At 41.7% G+C, this 16,491-nt stretch carries 17 protein-coding genes; 12 read left to right on the forward strand and 5 right to left on the reverse strand.

Going from position 1 to position 16,491, the window contains the following annotated elements; genetic code table 11:
- Positions 1–103: 103 nt before the first annotated feature.
- From U3A58_RS03210 to zwf, 3 genes are all read right to left on the reverse strand, one after another.
- On the reverse strand, positions 104–1,153 hold the full coding sequence (locus U3A58_RS03210; RefSeq protein ID WP_323821947.1) for an NAD(P)-dependent alcohol dehydrogenase: 1,050 nt from the start codon (positions 1,151–1,153) through the stop codon (positions 104–106).
- 155 nt (positions 1,154–1,308) lie between these two features.
- Complete coding sequence (gene pgl, locus U3A58_RS03215; RefSeq protein ID WP_323821948.1) at positions 1,309–2,019, reverse strand: 6-phosphogluconolactonase; 711 nt, start codon at positions 2,017–2,019, stop codon at positions 1,309–1,311.
- A 142-nt stretch (positions 2,020–2,161) separates the two neighbouring features.
- Positions 2,162–3,688 (reverse strand): glucose-6-phosphate dehydrogenase, encoded by a 1,527-nt coding sequence (gene zwf / locus U3A58_RS03220; RefSeq protein WP_323821949.1) that lies wholly within the window; start codon positions 3,686–3,688, stop codon positions 2,162–2,164.
- A gap of 401 nt (positions 3,689–4,089) precedes the next feature.
- On the opposite strand from zwf, the gene gndA reads away from it, so the two are divergent.
- Positions 4,090–5,502 carry an NADP-dependent phosphogluconate dehydrogenase gene (gene gndA / locus U3A58_RS03225; protein ID WP_323821950.1) on the forward strand — a complete coding sequence of 471 codons (1,413 nt, stop codon included), beginning with the start codon at positions 4,090–4,092 and terminating at the stop codon, positions 5,500–5,502.
- Positions 5,503–5,616: 114 nt separating this feature from the next.
- On the opposite strand, the gene U3A58_RS03230 is transcribed toward gndA, so the two are convergent.
- Positions 5,617–6,120 (reverse strand): hypothetical protein, encoded by a 504-nt coding sequence (locus tag U3A58_RS03230; protein WP_323821951.1) that lies wholly within the window; start codon positions 6,118–6,120, stop codon positions 5,617–5,619.
- A 196-nt stretch (positions 6,121–6,316) separates the two neighbouring features.
- On the reverse strand, positions 6,317–6,880 hold the full coding sequence (locus U3A58_RS03235) for an LOG family protein (RefSeq protein ID WP_323821952.1): 564 nt from the start codon (positions 6,878–6,880) through the stop codon (positions 6,317–6,319).
- A 270-nt stretch (positions 6,881–7,150) separates the two neighbouring features.
- On the opposite strand from U3A58_RS03235, the gene U3A58_RS03240 reads away from it, so the two are divergent.
- The 11 genes from U3A58_RS03240 (at position 7,151) to U3A58_RS03290 (ending at position 16,439) form a co-directional block, all read left to right on the forward strand.
- The gene (locus tag U3A58_RS03240; protein ID WP_323821953.1) at positions 7,151–7,726 is read left to right on the forward strand and encodes a non-canonical purine NTP diphosphatase; all 576 of its coding nucleotides are present in this window, start codon (positions 7,151–7,153) and stop codon (positions 7,724–7,726) included.
- Positions 7,727–7,855: 129 nt separating this feature from the next.
- Positions 7,856–7,999, forward strand: a complete 144-nt coding sequence (locus U3A58_RS03245; RefSeq protein WP_323821954.1) for a hypothetical protein — start codon at positions 7,856–7,858, stop codon at positions 7,997–7,999.
- A 4-nt stretch (positions 8,000–8,003) separates the two neighbouring features.
- A complete protein-coding gene (locus U3A58_RS03250) occupies positions 8,004–8,621 on the forward strand; it encodes a uridine kinase family protein (protein WP_323821955.1) in 618 nt (205 codons plus the stop codon).
- Between the two features lie 124 nt (positions 8,622–8,745).
- A complete protein-coding gene (locus tag U3A58_RS03255; RefSeq protein WP_323821956.1) occupies positions 8,746–9,102 on the forward strand; it encodes a hypothetical protein in 357 nt (118 codons plus the stop codon).
- Between the two features lie 92 nt (positions 9,103–9,194).
- Positions 9,195–12,167, forward strand: a complete 2,973-nt coding sequence (gene secDF / locus U3A58_RS03260) for a protein translocase subunit SecDF (RefSeq protein ID WP_323821957.1) — start codon at positions 9,195–9,197, stop codon at positions 12,165–12,167.
- A 143-nt stretch (positions 12,168–12,310) separates the two neighbouring features.
- On the forward strand, positions 12,311–12,712 hold the full coding sequence (locus U3A58_RS03265) for a molecular chaperone DnaK (RefSeq protein ID WP_323821958.1): 402 nt from the start codon (positions 12,311–12,313) through the stop codon (positions 12,710–12,712).
- A gap of 2 nt (positions 12,713–12,714) precedes the next feature.
- A complete protein-coding gene (locus tag U3A58_RS03270; RefSeq protein ID WP_323821959.1) occupies positions 12,715–13,473 on the forward strand; it encodes a histidine kinase in 759 nt (252 codons plus the stop codon).
- On the forward strand, positions 13,460–14,215 hold the full coding sequence (locus tag U3A58_RS03275; protein WP_323821960.1) for a sensor histidine kinase: 756 nt from the start codon (positions 13,460–13,462) through the stop codon (positions 14,213–14,215). Before U3A58_RS03270 ends, U3A58_RS03275 begins: the two co-directional genes overlap by 14 nt.
- Before the next feature lie 55 nt (positions 14,216–14,270).
- The gene (locus U3A58_RS03280; RefSeq protein WP_323821961.1) at positions 14,271–14,897 is read left to right on the forward strand and encodes a response regulator transcription factor; all 627 of its coding nucleotides are present in this window, start codon (positions 14,271–14,273) and stop codon (positions 14,895–14,897) included.
- Positions 14,898–14,899: 2 nt separating this feature from the next.
- Positions 14,900–15,946, forward strand: coding sequence for a Gfo/Idh/MocA family oxidoreductase (locus U3A58_RS03285; RefSeq protein ID WP_323821962.1), 1,047 nt, complete (start codon positions 14,900–14,902; stop codon positions 15,944–15,946).
- A gap of 55 nt (positions 15,947–16,001) precedes the next feature.
- Positions 16,002–16,439: an outer membrane insertion C- signal gene (locus U3A58_RS03290; RefSeq protein WP_323821963.1), complete on the forward strand. Its 438-nt coding sequence runs from the start codon at positions 16,002–16,004 to the stop codon at positions 16,437–16,439.
- Positions 16,440–16,491: the final 52 nt, after the last annotated feature.

Here is a 16,491-nt window from a genome sequence, read left to right on the forward strand (position 1 = left end):
GAAAATTACATTAAGCCATAAAAAGGTGGTTTGATTTTCTTCTGAGAATTAAAAAAGCGACTGAGAATCCAATCCCAGTCGCGTTTGCATGTGTGATTTTCTGTTAATTCTTCAACGAAGCCATATCAATCACAAACCGGTAATGAACATCGCCAGCGATGGTACGCTCATACGCTTCGTTGATCTGGTCAATCGCTATTACTTCCACGTCTGAGACTATGTCATACTCAGCGCAGAAATCCAGCATCTCCTGGGTTTCTTTGATTCCTCCTACGAGAGAACCAACTAAGCTCTTTCTTCCAAAAATCAGCGAGCCAGCGTGGATTTGCTCCATTTGTGGAGGTACACCAAGAAGGACCATGGTGCCATCCGTTTTTAATAAGCTCAAATACGAATTATAATCATGCTGACCTGATACTGTGTCAATGATCAAGTCGAATGAACTGGCCATCTTTTTCATGTTTTCAGGATCTGTAGTCAGCTCAAAGTGATGCGCACCTAGCGCATCGGCATCTTTGGCTTTTTCTGGAGATCGGCTCAGCATGGTAACTTCCGCCCCCATGGCGGCTGCAATTTTCACAGCCATATGACCCAAGCCTCCAAGTCCTACAACAGCTACTTTATCGCCTTCCTTGGTATTCCAATGTCTTAAAGGAGAATAGGTCGTAATTCCAGCGCATAGAAGTGGAGCTACAGCTTCAAGCGGCAACTTGTCCGAAACAGTCAATACAAACTTTTCTGTCACCACAATGTGCGTAGAATAGCCTCCGTAAGTGATCGTTTTCTTATCCTGAAGAAATGAATTGTAAGTTTGGGAATGTCCGTTTTCACAGTATTGCTCTAGATCCTCAGCGCAATTAGTGCAGTGACCGCAGGAATCCACAAAGCATCCTACTCCTACAGTATCTCCTACTTTATGTTTGGTGACTTCAGCGCCAATAGCAGAAACTTTCCCTACGATTTCATGACCTGGAACAATTGGATACATGGTTCCTCCCCACTCATTTCGGGCAGTGTGAATATCGGAGTGACATACTCCGCAATACATTATTTCGATTTCTACATCTGTTGGTCCTGGAGTTCTTCTATTGAGGTCAAATGGAGCTAGAGGTTGATCGGCTTTCCGGGCTGCATATGCTTTTACTTGTGTCATAAAAATATTGGTTAATGGTTAGATATGACGACTCAACAAGTTGAACCTATATTAAGTTTTACTCACTTGGAATTTAGGGTGGAAATTGCAAATACCAAGCCGGCGGTCTGAATCTGTAGGCTTGGTATTTAATTCTATGATAGGATACTTTACTTTCAGATGCCTTTAGCAGCGTCTTTATCCAAGAACCAAATCAACTCGCCATGAAATGGCTGTACTAGGTTTGCAGGATAATGAGCGAAGTCTTTTTCCTTCTTGATTATTTCCCGGGCTTTTTCGGCTTTGCCAGCTCCAGTTACCAAGAATGCAACAGCTTTGGCATTATTAACGATTTTTCCGGTAATAGTTACCCGCTTTTGGCCAGAGTCAGGATGGGTTGCGACAACACAGTTCTCTTTGGCATCCCAAAGTGAAATAGAATCAGGGAAAATAGAAACCGTATGCCCATCATCTCCCATGCCCAGCGTCACAAGATCGAATTGAGGAATGCCTTTAACTTTTGGAAGTTCTGCATCCAGTACCTGACTGTATCGAACAGCTTCCTCTTTTGGGTCATTTTCTCCTAAAACCCGATGAATATTAGCCGCAGGGATCTCAATCTTCGACAGCAAGTGATCCACTGTCATTTTGTAATTACTTTCTGAATCGGTTGGAGCGACACAGCGCTCATCTCCCCAGTAGAAGTTGATTTTTGTCCAGTCTATTTCATTTCCAAAATGAGCTGCCAAATAATCAAAAACAATCTTTGGTGTACTGCCTCCAGAAAGTGCGAGGTGGATAGTGCGATTGCTCTTCGCCAACTCTCTGAAGTATTCAGAAAACCCCTTGGCAACTTGCTCTTTGGTGTCGTATATCTTAAGTGTCATTGTTTTTGTGATTTCATGTAGTCCCAAAATATTCAGGAATTGGGACTTTACTAGAAGGGATTGAAAGACTAAATCATAACCTGTGCTCTCGGTGAAATCCTTTGTGACCTTTGTGGTTGAAAATTTTCACCAAAATGCCGGCTTATAGAATGCAGAAACCTGTTTCGTCAGTCAGACGATTTCCCGGGTTTCTCCAGCCGAAATGACCTTCAAACATGTCGTCAGAATTTCTTGGCCCCCAAGTTCCCGCCGCATAGCCATAGGTTGGGACATCCTCATTTTCCCAGTATTTCAAGATTGGATCTACAAATCTCCAAGCAGCTTCCACTTCGTCCGCTCTGGCGTAAAGCGTAGCATCTCCCTGCATTGCGTCCAAAAGCAATCTTTCGTAAGCTTCCATAATCTCTGCTGAGTCGAGGTCAGAATAGTAGAAATCCATGTTTGCCTGCTCCACTTGAAATCCTAAGCCTGGAACTTTCACCCCAAATTTCATCAATATCCCTTCATCAGGCTGGATACGGATGATGAGTTTGTTGTCCTTTTTGTACACATCCTGACTCTTAAAAACCTCATGCGCCGGTGCCTTAAAGTGGATCACCACTTCAGTTACTTTGGTAGGCATGTATTTAGCCGTGCGGACGTAGAAAGGCACATCTTTCCAGCGCCAGTTGTCCACAAAAAATTTAACTGCAGCAAAGGTTTCTGTCTTGGAATCTGGATTTACGCCTTCCTCCTCACGATATCCCTTTACCTTTTTGCCATTGATGGTGGAGGCTACATATTGGCCTTTCATCGTATGGGTGGCCAATTCTTCGTCATCCTTCATGATTCGAAGAGATTTCAAAGCCTTGACCTTTTCATCCCGGATTTCCTCTGCGCTTGAATTGATAGGTGGCTCCATCACAATGAGTGAAACCACTTGAAGTAGATGACTTTGAAACATGTCGCGAAGGGCGCCTGACTTGTCATAATAGCCGCCTCGCTTTTCCACGCCTACAGTCTCAGCATTGGTGATTTCCACATGATGTATGTATCGGCGGTTCCATGTTGGTTCGAAAATCGAATTGGAAAAACGCGTTACCAGTAAGTTCTGAACAGTTTCTTTGCCCAAATAATGATCAATTCTGTAAACCTGAGGTTCGTTGAAATAGTTGTGCAGGCCATCATTTAGTTCCTTTGCAGTCGCCAGACTATACCCAAAAGGCTTCTCCACAATGATGCGTTTCCAGCCCTTTTCTTCCTGAGTCAATCCCGCTTCACAGAGATTCTTTGCGATTACTTCATATAGATTAGGAGGAGTGGAGAGATAGAAAATATAATTTTCTTCACAGCACTTTTCTTCATTCAACTGGTGAATCCGCTGAGCCAAGCCAGTGTATTTGCTATCGTAATTGCTGCCCAGGTCCTCGTAATATAACTTGTCGGTAAAGTCGGTAATAAATCCGTTGTCTTCCTTATTGATTCTATCCTTTAAAAATCCGCTTTCCTGCACGACTTTCTTACGAAATTCGGCATCCGTCATCGCACTTCTACTAGCCCCCAAAACCACAAAATTTTCGGGAAGATGCTTGCCTTTGTATAAGTTATAAAGTGCCGGAACCAGCTTGCGAGCAGTCAGATCACCAGACGCACCAAAAATTATGAGCATCTGGTTTTGAGTTTTTTTCATGTGTTTATAATTGTCTTTTAACGGTCACATAGTCTGTCCCGAACTTGATTCGGGAGAATCTCGCATGGTAGATAATCATCCCAGTGTGTGACGCTTGCGTCATGCTCGATTTCATCTGTATATTATTATTTTTCAGCGGTCATATGGAATCTCGCAGGATTTAATATCATCCCATTATGTGTCGCTTACGACCTGCTCGATTTCATCAGTTTGCGCGTATTTTTATGTTTTTTGTATCAAAAGCCGACTTTGGGCGGTCACAAATTTATCAATCTTACTAGAATGCCAACCTTCAATCCATTAATTTTGGACTCAAGAGAGGCAAAAATAACCCATATTTATTTCTAACCTTGCAAGCTATAGGGCTTAGAAGCAAATTTGAAAAATAACACTAAGAAACGATGGAGTACACGAATTATGATTTTGGATTAGTTGGCCTTGGAGTGATGGGGCGGAATTTTATTTTGAACGTCGCCGACAATAATTTCAAGGCATTTGGCTACGATCTGGATCAGGAGAAAGTGGATGCATTGAAGGAAGAAGGTGGTGATCTAGAGAAGGTAAGTGCATCCACGGATATCGAAATTTTTGTGCAGGCACTGACTTCCCCGAGGAAAATCATGCTCCTAGTTCCCGCAGGTAAAATTGTAGATCAGGCGATTGAAAGCCTTTTGCCATTGTTAGACAAAGGTGATATCATCATAGATGGCGGCAATTCATTTTTTACTGACACGGATAGAAGAGAGGCTTATTTGAAAGAAAAAGGCATTCACTTCTTCGGCTCTGGAGTATCCGGAGGTGCAGAAGGCGCGAGGAAGGGGCCGAGCATCATGCCGGGTGGGGATAAGGAAGCTTATGCTCATGTGAAGCCGATTTTCGAGGCAGTTTCTGCCAAATACAAGGGAGAGCCTTGCGTAGCTTATTTAGGCCCCAAATCGGCCGGTAATTATGTGAAGATGGTGCATAACGGCATTGAATACGCCATGATGCAGCTGACCTCAGAGTTTTATGATTTGTTGAAAAAATCCTGTGACCTTTCAAATGAAGAACTGCATCAGGTTTACGATACTTGGAATAAAGGCCGCTTGCAGTCATTCTTAGTAGAAATCACTGCAGAGATCTTCACCCAAAAAGATGAGTTGACTTCCGCAGATTTGGTGGACATGATCTTGGATAAAGCTAAGCAAAAAGGAACTGGAAAATGGACTTCCCAAAATGCAATGGATCTTGGTATACCCGTTCCAACCATCGATATGGCAGTAAGTATGCGTGAGATTTCTGCGTTGAAGGATGAGCGAGTTCAAGCGGACGAGCTGTATGCTAGACCAGAAGTGGCTCACATTGCCAAAGAGGAGTTAATCGCTCAAGCAGAGCAAGCTTTATATTTTTCCTTTATCATCGCTTATGCCCAAGGTTTGCATCAGCTATCTTACGCTTCCAGGGACTATGGCTATGAGCTGGATTTGGCTACTATTGCGAAGATCTGGAGAGCAGGCTGCATCATCCGCGCAGGACTTTTGGCGGATATTGCGGAGGCCTATACTGCGGACAAATCCATTCCTAATTTGTTGCTTTCACCTTCCTTTGTGCCCAAGGTTCAGGGTACATTACCGGCTGTTCGCGAAGTAGTAGCTTTTGCAGCCAAAAATGGAATTCCTGTTCCCGGACTTTCCAGTGCGTTAAGTTACTTTGATGCCTACACGTCAAGTAAACTTCCGCTCAATCTGATCCAGGCTCAGCGTGACCATTTTGGTTCGCATACCTATGAGCGAACTGATCGAGATGGGATTTTCCATACGGAGTGGGGAAAATAGGACTTGGCAGTGATCTGTCAAAGCCTCAGTATACAAAAGCTCGCCAAGGAATCCGGCGAGCTTTTGTGATTTAGTTTATCAAAAGAATAGCTGGAAATGGAAGCGATCAGAATTTTAACTGACTTTCAGAAGTAACTCCCCCTGTCTTTTCACCACTTTGAGATCGAAGTGCTGATTTATAAAAGCTTTGCAGTGATTTTCTGCCCATTGTGCTCGTGACTCGGTATCAAAAAGTAAAGTCAATCTCAGCATTGTTTTGACATACTGCTCATAAATACCCAATGTCTGCACATATGCTATCATTGCAGCAGACCATTCCTCTTGAAATTTTTCCAAATGTGTTCTACCATCAAAAAGCATTTCAAGCTGATTATCTCCATGCTTATAGCGATAGATACCGCAAAGCTGTCGGTAGATTAATCGGACACGATCTCGTGGAAACTCAAAGGTATCAAGAATCTGGGCGTATGTCGTATCCATCAACTGGAGCGGATTATACAGGGAAGTATAAGAACGCTTCAATTCAAAAACCATTCGATCAATCATTTCCTCCTCTAGCACAGACTGGGCCTGACGAAGGATGTAATTTTTGTCTAATGGGAAGAGTTTCTGGATCATAGCTGCGCAAAAATAAGAAATTATCTTTTTAGGACCGTATTAAATTAAGCTAATTGTTTGATGTCGGGGGGCCGATGTCCGCTTTTCCAATAAAAGAAACAGCTACTGAGAAGCGATATTAGTCAAAATCAGGCTAAAATTGGTCAAACTCTGGTTAAGCGTTACATCAGTCATCTGTCACTGAACACCCATCATTTCACCAATCGGCGGGTCTTTTTGGCTCATAAGCAGCCATTTGATCCAGCAGGTCTGCCGGATCATCTGAGATGATAAGTAATTGCTCCTGCTCTGCATACATAAATCCCTCCTCCATGGCGTGATTCAAAAAAGCAATTAGTTTATCAAAGTATCCGTTCACATTATAGAGCCCCAGTGGCTTTTGGATATAGTGAAGTTGGTTCAGCGTCATGATCTCAAAAAGCTCTTCCAGCGTCCCGATTCCACCCGGCATAGCAATGAAAGCATCTCCACGCTCAGCCATCAGCCACTTCCTGTCACGCATAGTCTCTACGATGATCAGTTCTGTGCAGCCACGGTGTGCCACTTCTCGATCTACCAATTTTTGGGGGATTATGCCTAAAACTTCTTGTCCGGCTTCAAGCATTTCGTCAGCGATTACTCCCATCAGCCCAACTCTTCCGGCTCCATAGACTAGTGAAAGATCGCGTTTGATCATTTCCTGAGCCAATGTCCGTGCACCGGCTTCATAGACAGTACTTTCTCCTTTTCTAGATCCGCAATAAATGGTGATTTTCTTCATGTGCTTGAAACGAATGTGAAATTCGAAATTACAGGATTCTCTTTCCTAATTCACAAGAGCGAAGAAGGTTTTACCAAAGCTTACCAAAGCAACTCTAAATTGGCCTGAATATTTGTCAAAGAAGTAGTTCTGCGTAGCATTAAAGTCTATTTTTGAAGGATGAAATCGAGTATGACTCAAGCGTCACACAGAGGGATGATTATCCTCCAGACGAGATTCCACCTGCCTGACGGCAGTCAGGTGTGACCTTTAAAAAACAATTATAAACTCATGAAAATTTGTTTTGCTACCAACAACCCCAAGAAGATCGAGGAAGTAAAAGCTGCGCTTGGCAATAGTTTTGAAATTGTTTCTCTGGCAGATATTGGATGCATGGATGAGCTTCCGGAAACCGGCGACACACTGGAGCATAATGCTTTTCAAAAAGCCAGGTACGTAAAAGAACATTTCGGCGTGGATTGCTTTGCGGATGATACAGGACTGGAAGTCGATGCCTTGGAGGGTGAGCCGGGAGTATATTCTGGGAGATACGCAGGCGAACCGCGAAGCGATGAGCGAAATATAGACCACTTGCTCAAGAATTTGGAAAACTCATCCCTACGCACAGCTCGATTTAAAACCGTCATCGCTCTTTTGCTAGGGAATGACCAGTACAAATTTGAAGGAATTGCAGAAGGCGAAATCGTACGAAAACGTAAAGGGAATGGGGGCTTTGGCTACGATCCAGTCTTCGTCCCTAAAGGCTATTCCAAATCATTTGCGGAATTGAGTATGGCTGAGAAAAATCAGATCTCACATAGAGGCAAAGCAGTGAGCGAGCTTATCGCCTTTTTGTGCCATATATAATTCTGTGAAATCGAGCATGATCAAATTGTCCCTATTAGAGATGAGTATCAATTATGCGAGATTCCATATGGCCTTTGAAAGACAAACTAGAATCATATGAAAAGCCAGAAATCACTTTAACTTTGCCTCATGAAATCGAGCATGACTCAAGCGTCACACACTGGGATGATTATTAGACTTGGGAGATTCTCCCGATCCGCCGCGGCGGACGGGACAGGCTATCCCGTTTCCTTCGTCACGGGACAGGTTATAGGCTTTGAAAAACAATTATAAACAGATGAAAAAACCATTCATCGTGGGCATTACAGGTGGCTCGGCCTCAGGTAAAACACTTTTTTTGGAGCGATTGCTTAGTTCTTTCGAAGAGGGTGAGGTTTGCTTGATTTCGCAGGATAATTACTACAAGCCAAGGGAGCTTCAGCCCATTGATGATCATGGAGTACATAATTTCGACAGGCCAGAGAGTATAGATTTTGAAGAATATGCTTCTGATATCCGAAAAATCCAGGCAGGAGAGACTGTGCATCGTGAAGAATATACATTCAATAACGCTGCAAAAACCCCAAAAATGCTGACGTTTAATTCGGCACCTGTGGTGGTGGTAGAAGGGATTTTTGTGCTTTACTATCAGGAGTTGGCAAGTTTGCTCGATTTGAAAGTTTTTATCGATGCCAAAGACCATATCAAACTGAAGCGTAGAATAATCAGAGATAAGGTAGAGCGGGGCTACGATTTGGATGATGTGCTCTACCGCTATGAACAGCATGTGATGCCAACTTATGAGAAATACATCAAGCCTTTCATGAATGATGCAGATGTGATTGTGCCCAACAATCAGAATTTCGATAAAGCCCTAGAAGTAATCCGTACTTATTTGCGTGCTAGAATAGTCTAAAGTGCAGTCCTTTTGTTTTGTTAACAGACTGATTTTCAATATATTGTTTTGATTTTAAGGTCTTGAAACAGAAATTCTGAGATCAGAAAGGCTGAGTTTAAATATTTGGCTATATTTGCGCCGCATGAAAGCAACTAAAAGAAATAGCAATTTATTCCAACAGCGCCTTACCGTGATGCTGGCTGTGCTATTATGTTTGTTTATTTCAAGTGTAGAATATATACCAGAGAGTGAAGAATCTGCCAAAGTAGAAAAGCAAGAAAAGCCCACTTCTCCGGAGCAAGATCAGACTTTTCTGAATGTAGCTGTAGATGCAGTTGTTCCCTTTGTGGTGCATGTATCACACAGTATTCTCTATCTTATCCATGATATAGTAAAATTTGAAGGATCTACCTTCCTTACTGAATCCACTTCGGCTATTCAGCCCAACCAGCTCATGCAAATACTTTTTGAGCGAATAATATCCACCAAAGGGCCCTAAATTTCTTTCTCTTTTCTGGTGAAATCCCGCTACCTGTCGAGCAGGCTAGCCACTAATTTGTAATTACAATCAATTAATAATTTAAATTTCTCATGCAAAACAAAGGTGTCATTGTGTTCTTGACGGTGATTGTTACAGCATTATGCCTGTACTATCTGTCATTCACATTTGTATCGAACAATATCCAACAGAAGGCTCAGGAGTACGCAACTGACGACTCTGGCAATGTGGATTTTTCTAAAAGACAAAGCTATCTGGATTCGATCTGGAGGGCTCCGGTTTATAATTTCTTAGGCGCTGATTATACCTTCCAAGAGGTAAAGGAAACCGAACTAGGATTAGGTCTTGATCTTCAAGGTGGTATGCATGTTACCTTGGCAGTTTCCCCGGTGGAGATTGTAAAGGGACTTGCTGGTAATCCTAAAGATGCTGCATTTAACAAATCTGTTGAAGAAGCACGTGAAGAAGCGAAAACTTCTTCTTCAAAGTATGTTGACTTGTTTAATGCTGCTTGGAAGAAAAATAGCTCTGGAAAAAAACTGAGCAGCATGTTCGCCACAGCTGCTAATAGAGGTCGTATTTCTTTGGAAACTTCAGATTCTGAAATTCTTGAGATCATCGACAATGAAATTGAAAACGCGATCGAACGTTCTTTCAATATTCTAAGAACTCGTATCGATAGATTTGGTACTTCCCAGCCCAACATCCAGAGAATTCAAGGTTCTGGTCGTATTCAGATCGAACTGCCTGGTGTTGACAACCAAGAAAGAGTTAGAAACCTTCTTCAGGGTGTGGCTAAGCTACAGTTTTGGGAAGTTGCTGAGACTAATGAGATCGGATCTGCATTGGAAGCAGTAAACAGTGCTTGGGTAGCTGCCAATAATTCAGCTCAGCCAGCAGCAGTCGATACAGTCTCCACAGAGAACCTTACAGGAGAGGATTCTTTGAAAAATGCGTTGGAGCAACAACTAGCTGAAATAGATCCAACTAACCCTAGAAATACCAGTACTTCCCCGCTATTTAGCCTTTTGAAGCCTAATTATGGATTGGCATACGAACTTCGCGATACAATGGCGATCAATCGTATTGTGAAGAATGAGGATTACAAATCCTTGCTGCCTAGAGATATCAAGTTGCTGTGGGGTGTAAAGCCATTTATAGCAGAAGATGGAACTGAAACTTTAGAACTTTATGCCATTAAAACTGAAAGAGGAACTGACGAAGCGCCATTGGAAGGTGATGTAGTGACAGATGCACGTCAGGTATTGGACCAGACCTCCAGACCTGCAGTATCCATGCAGATGAATGCTGATGGTGCCAGAAAATGGAGAAAACTTACTGCCGGGAACATTGGTAGAAGAATCGCTGTAGTTCTTGACGACTATGTTTACACAGCACCGGTAGTAAATGGTGAGATACCATCAGGTCAGTCAGAAATCTCCGGAAACTTCTCTCTTCAGGAGGCGCAAGATTTGGCAAACATCCTTAAATCAGGTTCTCTTCCAGCGCCAACACAAATTGTAGAAGAAAGTATCATAGGCCCTACGCTGGGAAAGGAAGCACTAAATCAAGGATTGATTTCCATGGTTGCAGGTTTAACCATCGTGGTGTTGTTCATGGTCGCATATTATGCTAAAGGTGGTTTTGTCGCTATCGCAGCACTGATTTTCAACATCTTCTTTATACTTGGTATTCTAGCACAGCTGGGCACTGCTTTGACCTTGCCGGGTATTGCAGGTATCGTATTGACCATTGGTATGTCCATTGATGCAAACGTCTTGATTTTCGAGCGGATCAAAGAGGAACTTCGAAATGGAGTTAGCTTGATGTCCGCTATCAGTGCAGGCTATGACAAAGCATTTTCAGCGATTCTAGATTCTAACGTAACTACATTCCTTACTGGAGCCATCTTATTTGCATTAGGTCAAGGGCCAGTAAAAGGCTTCGCAATTGTATTGATGATTGGTATCGCTTCTTCTTTCTTCTCCTCTGTATTTATCACCCGAGTGATTGTATCATGGATGAGTAAAAAAGGAGATAAGAGTTCAATCAGCTTTGCTACTCCATTCACTAAAAATGCATTGAGTGCAATGAATCTTGACTTCTTAGGCAAGCGTAAAGTAGCCTACCTGATCTCCTCTGCCATTATTGTAATCGGTCTAGGTATCGCTGCTATCAATGGATTGAAATTTGGAGTTGACTTTACAGGTGGACGATCCTATATCGTTGCATTTGATGAGCCGATGGCTGCTTCTGATTTAAAATCTGGTTTGGACAGTGAGTTTGATGGATCAGTAGAAGTGAAGACTTACGGTTCTAATAATGTCCTGAAAGTGACTACTTCCTATTTGGTCAATGAAGACGATGCGGCTTCTAATCTTGAAGTAGAAAGCAAAGTCAAAGAAGGAATAGCTGCAGTTACGGGCTTAGCCTTTACAGATGATGCTGCCTCATTAGATTCTGGTCAATTCGCCATCACCGGTTCTTCAAAAGTGGGTGCTACGGTAGCGGATGATATTAAAGCATCTTCAGCAGAAGCAATGATAGTAGCATTGGTTGCGATCTTCTTGTACATTTTATTGAGATTCCGTAAGTGGCAGTTCTCCTTGGCGTCTATCATTGCCTTGATTCACGATACCTTGTTTGTAATTGCCGCCTTTGCTATTGCAAGTGCATTTGGAGCGACCTTCGAGATTGATCAGGTGTTCATCGCTGCGATGTTGACTGTGATCGGATACTCTATTAACGATACCGTGATTGTGTTTGACCGAATCCGAGAGAATATTGAAAATAGAGGTACTGGTAAATTGGTGAAAGTCTTTAACGATGCGATCAATCAGACGCTTGGGCGTACCTTGATTACTTCATTTACTACCTTGATTGTAGTAATTGTATTGCTGATTTTCGGTGGTGAAGTATTGAGAGGCTTTTCCTTCGCACTATTTATTGGTGTGTTGGTAGGTACTTATTCCTCCGTCTATATCGCTACTCCAATTGTAGTTGATCTGATGAAAAGAGAAATTGACCATGAGGTTGCCGTCAAAGAAGCTAAAAAGCTTGTTTAAGTAGCTATTCTAATCGATTATTTTAAGGAGCGGGTATGTCACCCGCTCCTTTTTTTTGTCTTTTCGCAGGTAAAATCCTTATCTTTTGAGAAATTATCTCTACAGTTCTATTTTATTTCATCATTTGTTAAAACTACTTTTCTATGAAGATATCCAAGTCCGACTTCGAAAGCATGAAAGCTAAATATGACAAAGAAATCAAGAAGGGCAAACCCGCCAAAGACAAAAAAAACAAGGATAAAATAGACCAGACCAACTGGATATTTTTTAACAGAGAGACTTTAGAAGGCTTGTTGGCAAAGGCAGATAAAGATCCTAAAAAAGGAGGAGTCCAATTTTACATCACAGAATACACGAAGGAAGTAGCAGAAAAATACCATCCAAATTATACGGAACAATTAACTGGAGCATTAACACTGGTCATGAGGCCTGCAAACGTCGTAAACGAATTGGTGTCTGGTGTAGTTGGAGGTGAGGGAGGTGATTATGAAAATAATGGTAGGATTTGCCCACCCTTCTGTGAGCCAGAACCTACAGGATCTTAATAATGGATAGTAGGCTTTTTCAGGCATTTGTAAGTTGGTATTTAGTATCCATTGATCTCTTATTACTTTTAGGGATTTTTTATTTCGCTAAGTTACCTAAGGATAAAAGAGCCAATAGTCATTATTGGCTTCCTTTTTTAATACTGACCTTCACGGTGTTCTATGAGAACATGGGTGCTTATACAAACTACAATTATGAATTCAAAAAATGGGTAAATGCCTTTTTGGGAAATACAGAAAATCCTAATTATAACCTTTGGTTATATAATGTTGCCAATAAGCATCTATCCACTATCCTGTATCTATTCTTAATAAAATCATGGCTAGATCCCTCCAAAAAGAAATCCATTTATTGGATGATCATTTTATTCATTGTCATCATTCAAGTGTTACAATTTTCTGGTATAGAACCCATTTATTCCAATCAACCAATCATTTTTGCAATTGGAGCAAATATGATTTTAGTTGGGAGTGGGCTTTATTTTATTAGCTTAATAACAAATGATAATTATCTCAATTCAAATCCCTTGAAATTATTGTCCTTTTGGCAAATGACTTTTATCTTATTTACTTATTCCTTGACTTATATTTACTCGGTATCTCTATTATATCTATTTAAAGTTAACCCGCAACTACTAATTAGTATTGGACACATTGATATGGCTATGGGGATATTAAACCTTTCTATCCTTGTGCTGACTATTGCATCTCCTCAGTTATCAAGAATACTTGAACGAGAACCTTCTTATGAACCCTGCTGAAGATCAGATTTATGTTATAATATTTGCCACGATATTTCTTGGGGGACTGATGTCCACATTCATCATTTCCATGGTATTCATCCACAGACATAGACAAGCTCAAAACCGTCAGAAAGTGGATCAGATCAAATCGGAACATGAAAAGACCTTGCTGAATATCGAGAACGAAATTCAACAGGAAACACTAACCCATATAGGTCGGGAGCTGCATGATAATATAGGTCAGTTACTTTCGCTGGCAAAGTTGAATTTTGGATCTCTCAAACCTGAAAAACTAGCTGAAGGAAGAGATATACTCAGTCAGGCCATCCAAGAAGTACGTGGATTGTCTAAGCAGTTGAACCTTGATTGGGTGGATTCGATCAGTATCAATGAATTCATCTGGCAGCAGTTAGAGAAGATAAGGATTACTGGCTTTTGTGAGACGTCTCTGGATGCAGATTTTGAGCTAGCGGATGTACCTAAAGATCAAAAGCTGGTATTGATACGCGTCATTCAAGAATCTCTTAATAATGCAATCAAACATGCTTCGCCGGAAAATATCCTAATTAGAATGCGTGAAAATGGAGAAGTAAGACAAATCCTGATACAGGATGATGGTAAAGGATTTGACTCTTCCCAAAAATCTAAAGGCAGTGGGATGTTCAATCTAAAGAAGAGAATGGAGACTATAGGTGGTGAATTTGAACTGACTTCTACTGTCGGAAAAGGAACAGAAATCACTTTAACCTTGCCAAATTAGATTTTAGGGTATAATTTGAAGCTTAATCACCCTCTAATATTAATCTTCCCTACTCATGATCAGGATTGCCCTGGCTGATGACCATAAATTATTTGCTAAAGGAATAGAAGGAATTCTTCAGGAAGATGACAACCTAATAGTTGCCGGTGTCTTTCCAAATGGGCGCGAGCTATGCAACTATCTTTCTGAAAATCAGGTAGATGTGATTCTTACTGATCTCAATATGCCGATCATGGACGGTTTTGGAGTGTTGAGTCATTGTAAAAGGGAGCATCCAGACCTGAAGGTCGTAGTTCTTTCTATGTATGATGAGGAGAAGATTTTCAAAAAATGTATCGCACAGAAAGCCGATGCATTTATCCTCAAAGATGCAGATCCGGACGAGTTGATTTTTACCATTCATGAAGTTTTTGAAGGCCGACATGTGCTCAATTTTGACCGAGTAAAAAAGCAGGCCTTACAGGGTGCCTATTTCGATGCATTTCGCTTGAAGTATAAGCTTTCCAGGCGGGAGACTGAAATCATACATTTGATCAAAGATGGAATTCAAAATAGGGAAATCGCCAAACTGCTTAATTTAAGCAAGCAAACTGTAGAAACCCACCGTAAAAATATCCATCTGAAGCTACAAGTCAGTTCTAGAATTGAACTGGTAAATAGGGCACACGAAATGAATATCTAATCATGAGCAATTCTATCAAAACAGCCATCGTAGGCTTCGGCTCCGTGGCTGAAAAAATGCACGCACCACTTATAGCAGTATGTCCGGATCTTGATCTTGTCGCATCCGTGGAGCGCCGCACCAATCGTTGTGAAGGACTATATTCCGGCGTAACGACTTATAGAAGTTTGGATGCATTGCTCTTGGCAAATGTGGCTGATCTGATTGTAATCACCACCCCAAATGAGTTTCATTTTCCTATGGCTATGCAATGCCTGGAAGCTGGAAAGCATGTAGTGGTAGATAAACCGGTGACGATATTTTCGCATGAAGCTGAAAAGCTAAATCAACGTGCAAAAGAGAAAGGGTTGATCTGCTCGGTATTTCATAATCGCCGTTACGATGGGGATTTCATGACTTTGCAGAAAATGGTGAGAGAAGGGGATCTCGGTGATTTGGTGTATCTGGAATCGCATTTTGATCGCTTCCGTCCGGATGTTTCAGAGAATTGGAGAGAAAAGGAAGTTCCTGGAAATGGGATCACATTTGATCTTGGATCGCATTTGATTGATCAAGTAGTGCTGCTGTTTGGACTACCAAATTGGATTCAGGCGGATATCCGCCAGCAGCGAACGGGAGCCATAGCAGATGACTACTTCGATATTACATTGGATTATGGTTCGCTCAAAGCCAGAGTGACAGCAGGCGCATTAGTGAATGTTCCTACACCGAAGTTTTTGCTTTTAGGGAAAAATGGATCCTATCAAAAGTTCGGCTTGGACGTACAGGAAGCCGCTTTCAAAGCTGGAGAAAAGCCAGAAGGCCCAAGTTGGGGTGTGGAATCTGAGGAGAAGTGGGGAAAAATTTTCCTCAGTGGGGAAGTAAAAAAGTACGAAACTATTCCTGGGAATTATCGAATTCTATACCAAAATGTCGCAGATGCCATTTTAAAAGGCACAGTTCTGGATATTACCATTCCGCAGACCATCAGCGTTTTGAAGCTGATAGAGGCATCATTTAAAAGCGCAGCAGAGCAGCGGACAATTTCAAAATCAGAAGGAGGTTGGTGAAAGGGTAAGTTTGGCTCTTTTTTGGGGTAAAGGTTTAGAAATAATTCAAACCACCATGAAAAAGGTATTCTTATTAGCATTTGCTCTTTTTGCTTTTATCTCGATTTCCCAAGCCCAAGTAGCAGTGGGTATCAATTTCCAGACTTCTGATACTTTTATCACAGTAGGTACAGACCCGGACAAAGAATTCTTTGGAGAAGCCAGACTTGGGGTCGGGCATGACATTGGTTTAGAATTGATGGGAGGCTACAATTTTGTAAGGAAAAGCGAGGTCAATGCCTATGTTGGGGTAGGATTGGGTGTGTTAGGTGATCATAATCACCGGCATCATGACGACCATAATGATATTTATGTGGCTATTCCTGTAGGCGTATTGATCAAACCATTTAACACCAAGAATCTGGGCTTTTTAGTAGAGGCTGCTCCGGTTATTGCAAATCACTCCGATACGTACCTCAGAGGAGGAATTGGAGTAAAATACACCTTTAGATAAATCGACAACTAGCTGAGTAAAAAAGCCATTTTTCATCGAAGAAAGATGGTTT

Source organism: Algoriphagus persicinus, from assembly GCF_035156415.1.
GTDB classification, from domain to species: Bacteria; Bacteroidota; Bacteroidia; order Cytophagales; family Cyclobacteriaceae; genus Algoriphagus; species Algoriphagus persicinus.

Bases quoted from the DNA above. Each gene is read 5' to 3' on its own strand.
- U3A58_RS03210 (WP_323821947.1), bottom strand. From the start codon at position 1,153: ATGACACAAGTAAAAGCATATGCAGCCCGGAAAGCCGATCAACCTCTA.
- pgl (WP_323821948.1), bottom strand. From the start codon at position 2,019: ATGACACTTAAGATATACGACACCAAAGAGCAAGTTGCCAAGGGGTTT.
- zwf (WP_323821949.1), bottom strand. From the start codon at position 3,688: ATGAAAAAAACTCAAAACCAGATGCTCATAATTTTTGGTGCGTCTGGT.
- gndA (WP_323821950.1), top strand. From the start codon at position 4,090: ATGGAGTACACGAATTATGATTTTGGATTAGTTGGCCTTGGAGTGATG.
- U3A58_RS03230 (WP_323821951.1), bottom strand. From the start codon at position 6,120: ATGATCCAGAAACTCTTCCCATTAGACAAAAATTACATCCTTCGTCAG.
- U3A58_RS03235 (WP_323821952.1), bottom strand. From the start codon at position 6,880: ATGAAGAAAATCACCATTTATTGCGGATCTAGAAAAGGAGAAAGTACT.
- U3A58_RS03240 (WP_323821953.1), top strand. From the start codon at position 7,151: ATGAAAATTTGTTTTGCTACCAACAACCCCAAGAAGATCGAGGAAGTA.
- U3A58_RS03245 (WP_323821954.1), top strand. From the start codon at position 7,856: ATGAAATCGAGCATGACTCAAGCGTCACACACTGGGATGATTATTAGA.
- U3A58_RS03250 (WP_323821955.1), top strand. From the start codon at position 8,004: ATGAAAAAACCATTCATCGTGGGCATTACAGGTGGCTCGGCCTCAGGT.
- U3A58_RS03255 (WP_323821956.1), top strand. From the start codon at position 8,746: ATGAAAGCAACTAAAAGAAATAGCAATTTATTCCAACAGCGCCTTACC.
- secDF (WP_323821957.1), top strand. From the start codon at position 9,195: ATGCAAAACAAAGGTGTCATTGTGTTCTTGACGGTGATTGTTACAGCA.
- U3A58_RS03265 (WP_323821958.1), top strand. From the start codon at position 12,311: ATGAAGATATCCAAGTCCGACTTCGAAAGCATGAAAGCTAAATATGAC.
- U3A58_RS03270 (WP_323821959.1), top strand. From the start codon at position 12,715: ATGGATAGTAGGCTTTTTCAGGCATTTGTAAGTTGGTATTTAGTATCC.
- U3A58_RS03275 (WP_323821960.1), top strand. From the start codon at position 13,460: ATGAACCCTGCTGAAGATCAGATTTATGTTATAATATTTGCCACGATA.
- U3A58_RS03280 (WP_323821961.1), top strand. From the start codon at position 14,271: ATGATCAGGATTGCCCTGGCTGATGACCATAAATTATTTGCTAAAGGA.
- U3A58_RS03285 (WP_323821962.1), top strand. From the start codon at position 14,900: ATGAGCAATTCTATCAAAACAGCCATCGTAGGCTTCGGCTCCGTGGCT.
- U3A58_RS03290 (WP_323821963.1), top strand. From the start codon at position 16,002: ATGAAAAAGGTATTCTTATTAGCATTTGCTCTTTTTGCTTTTATCTCG.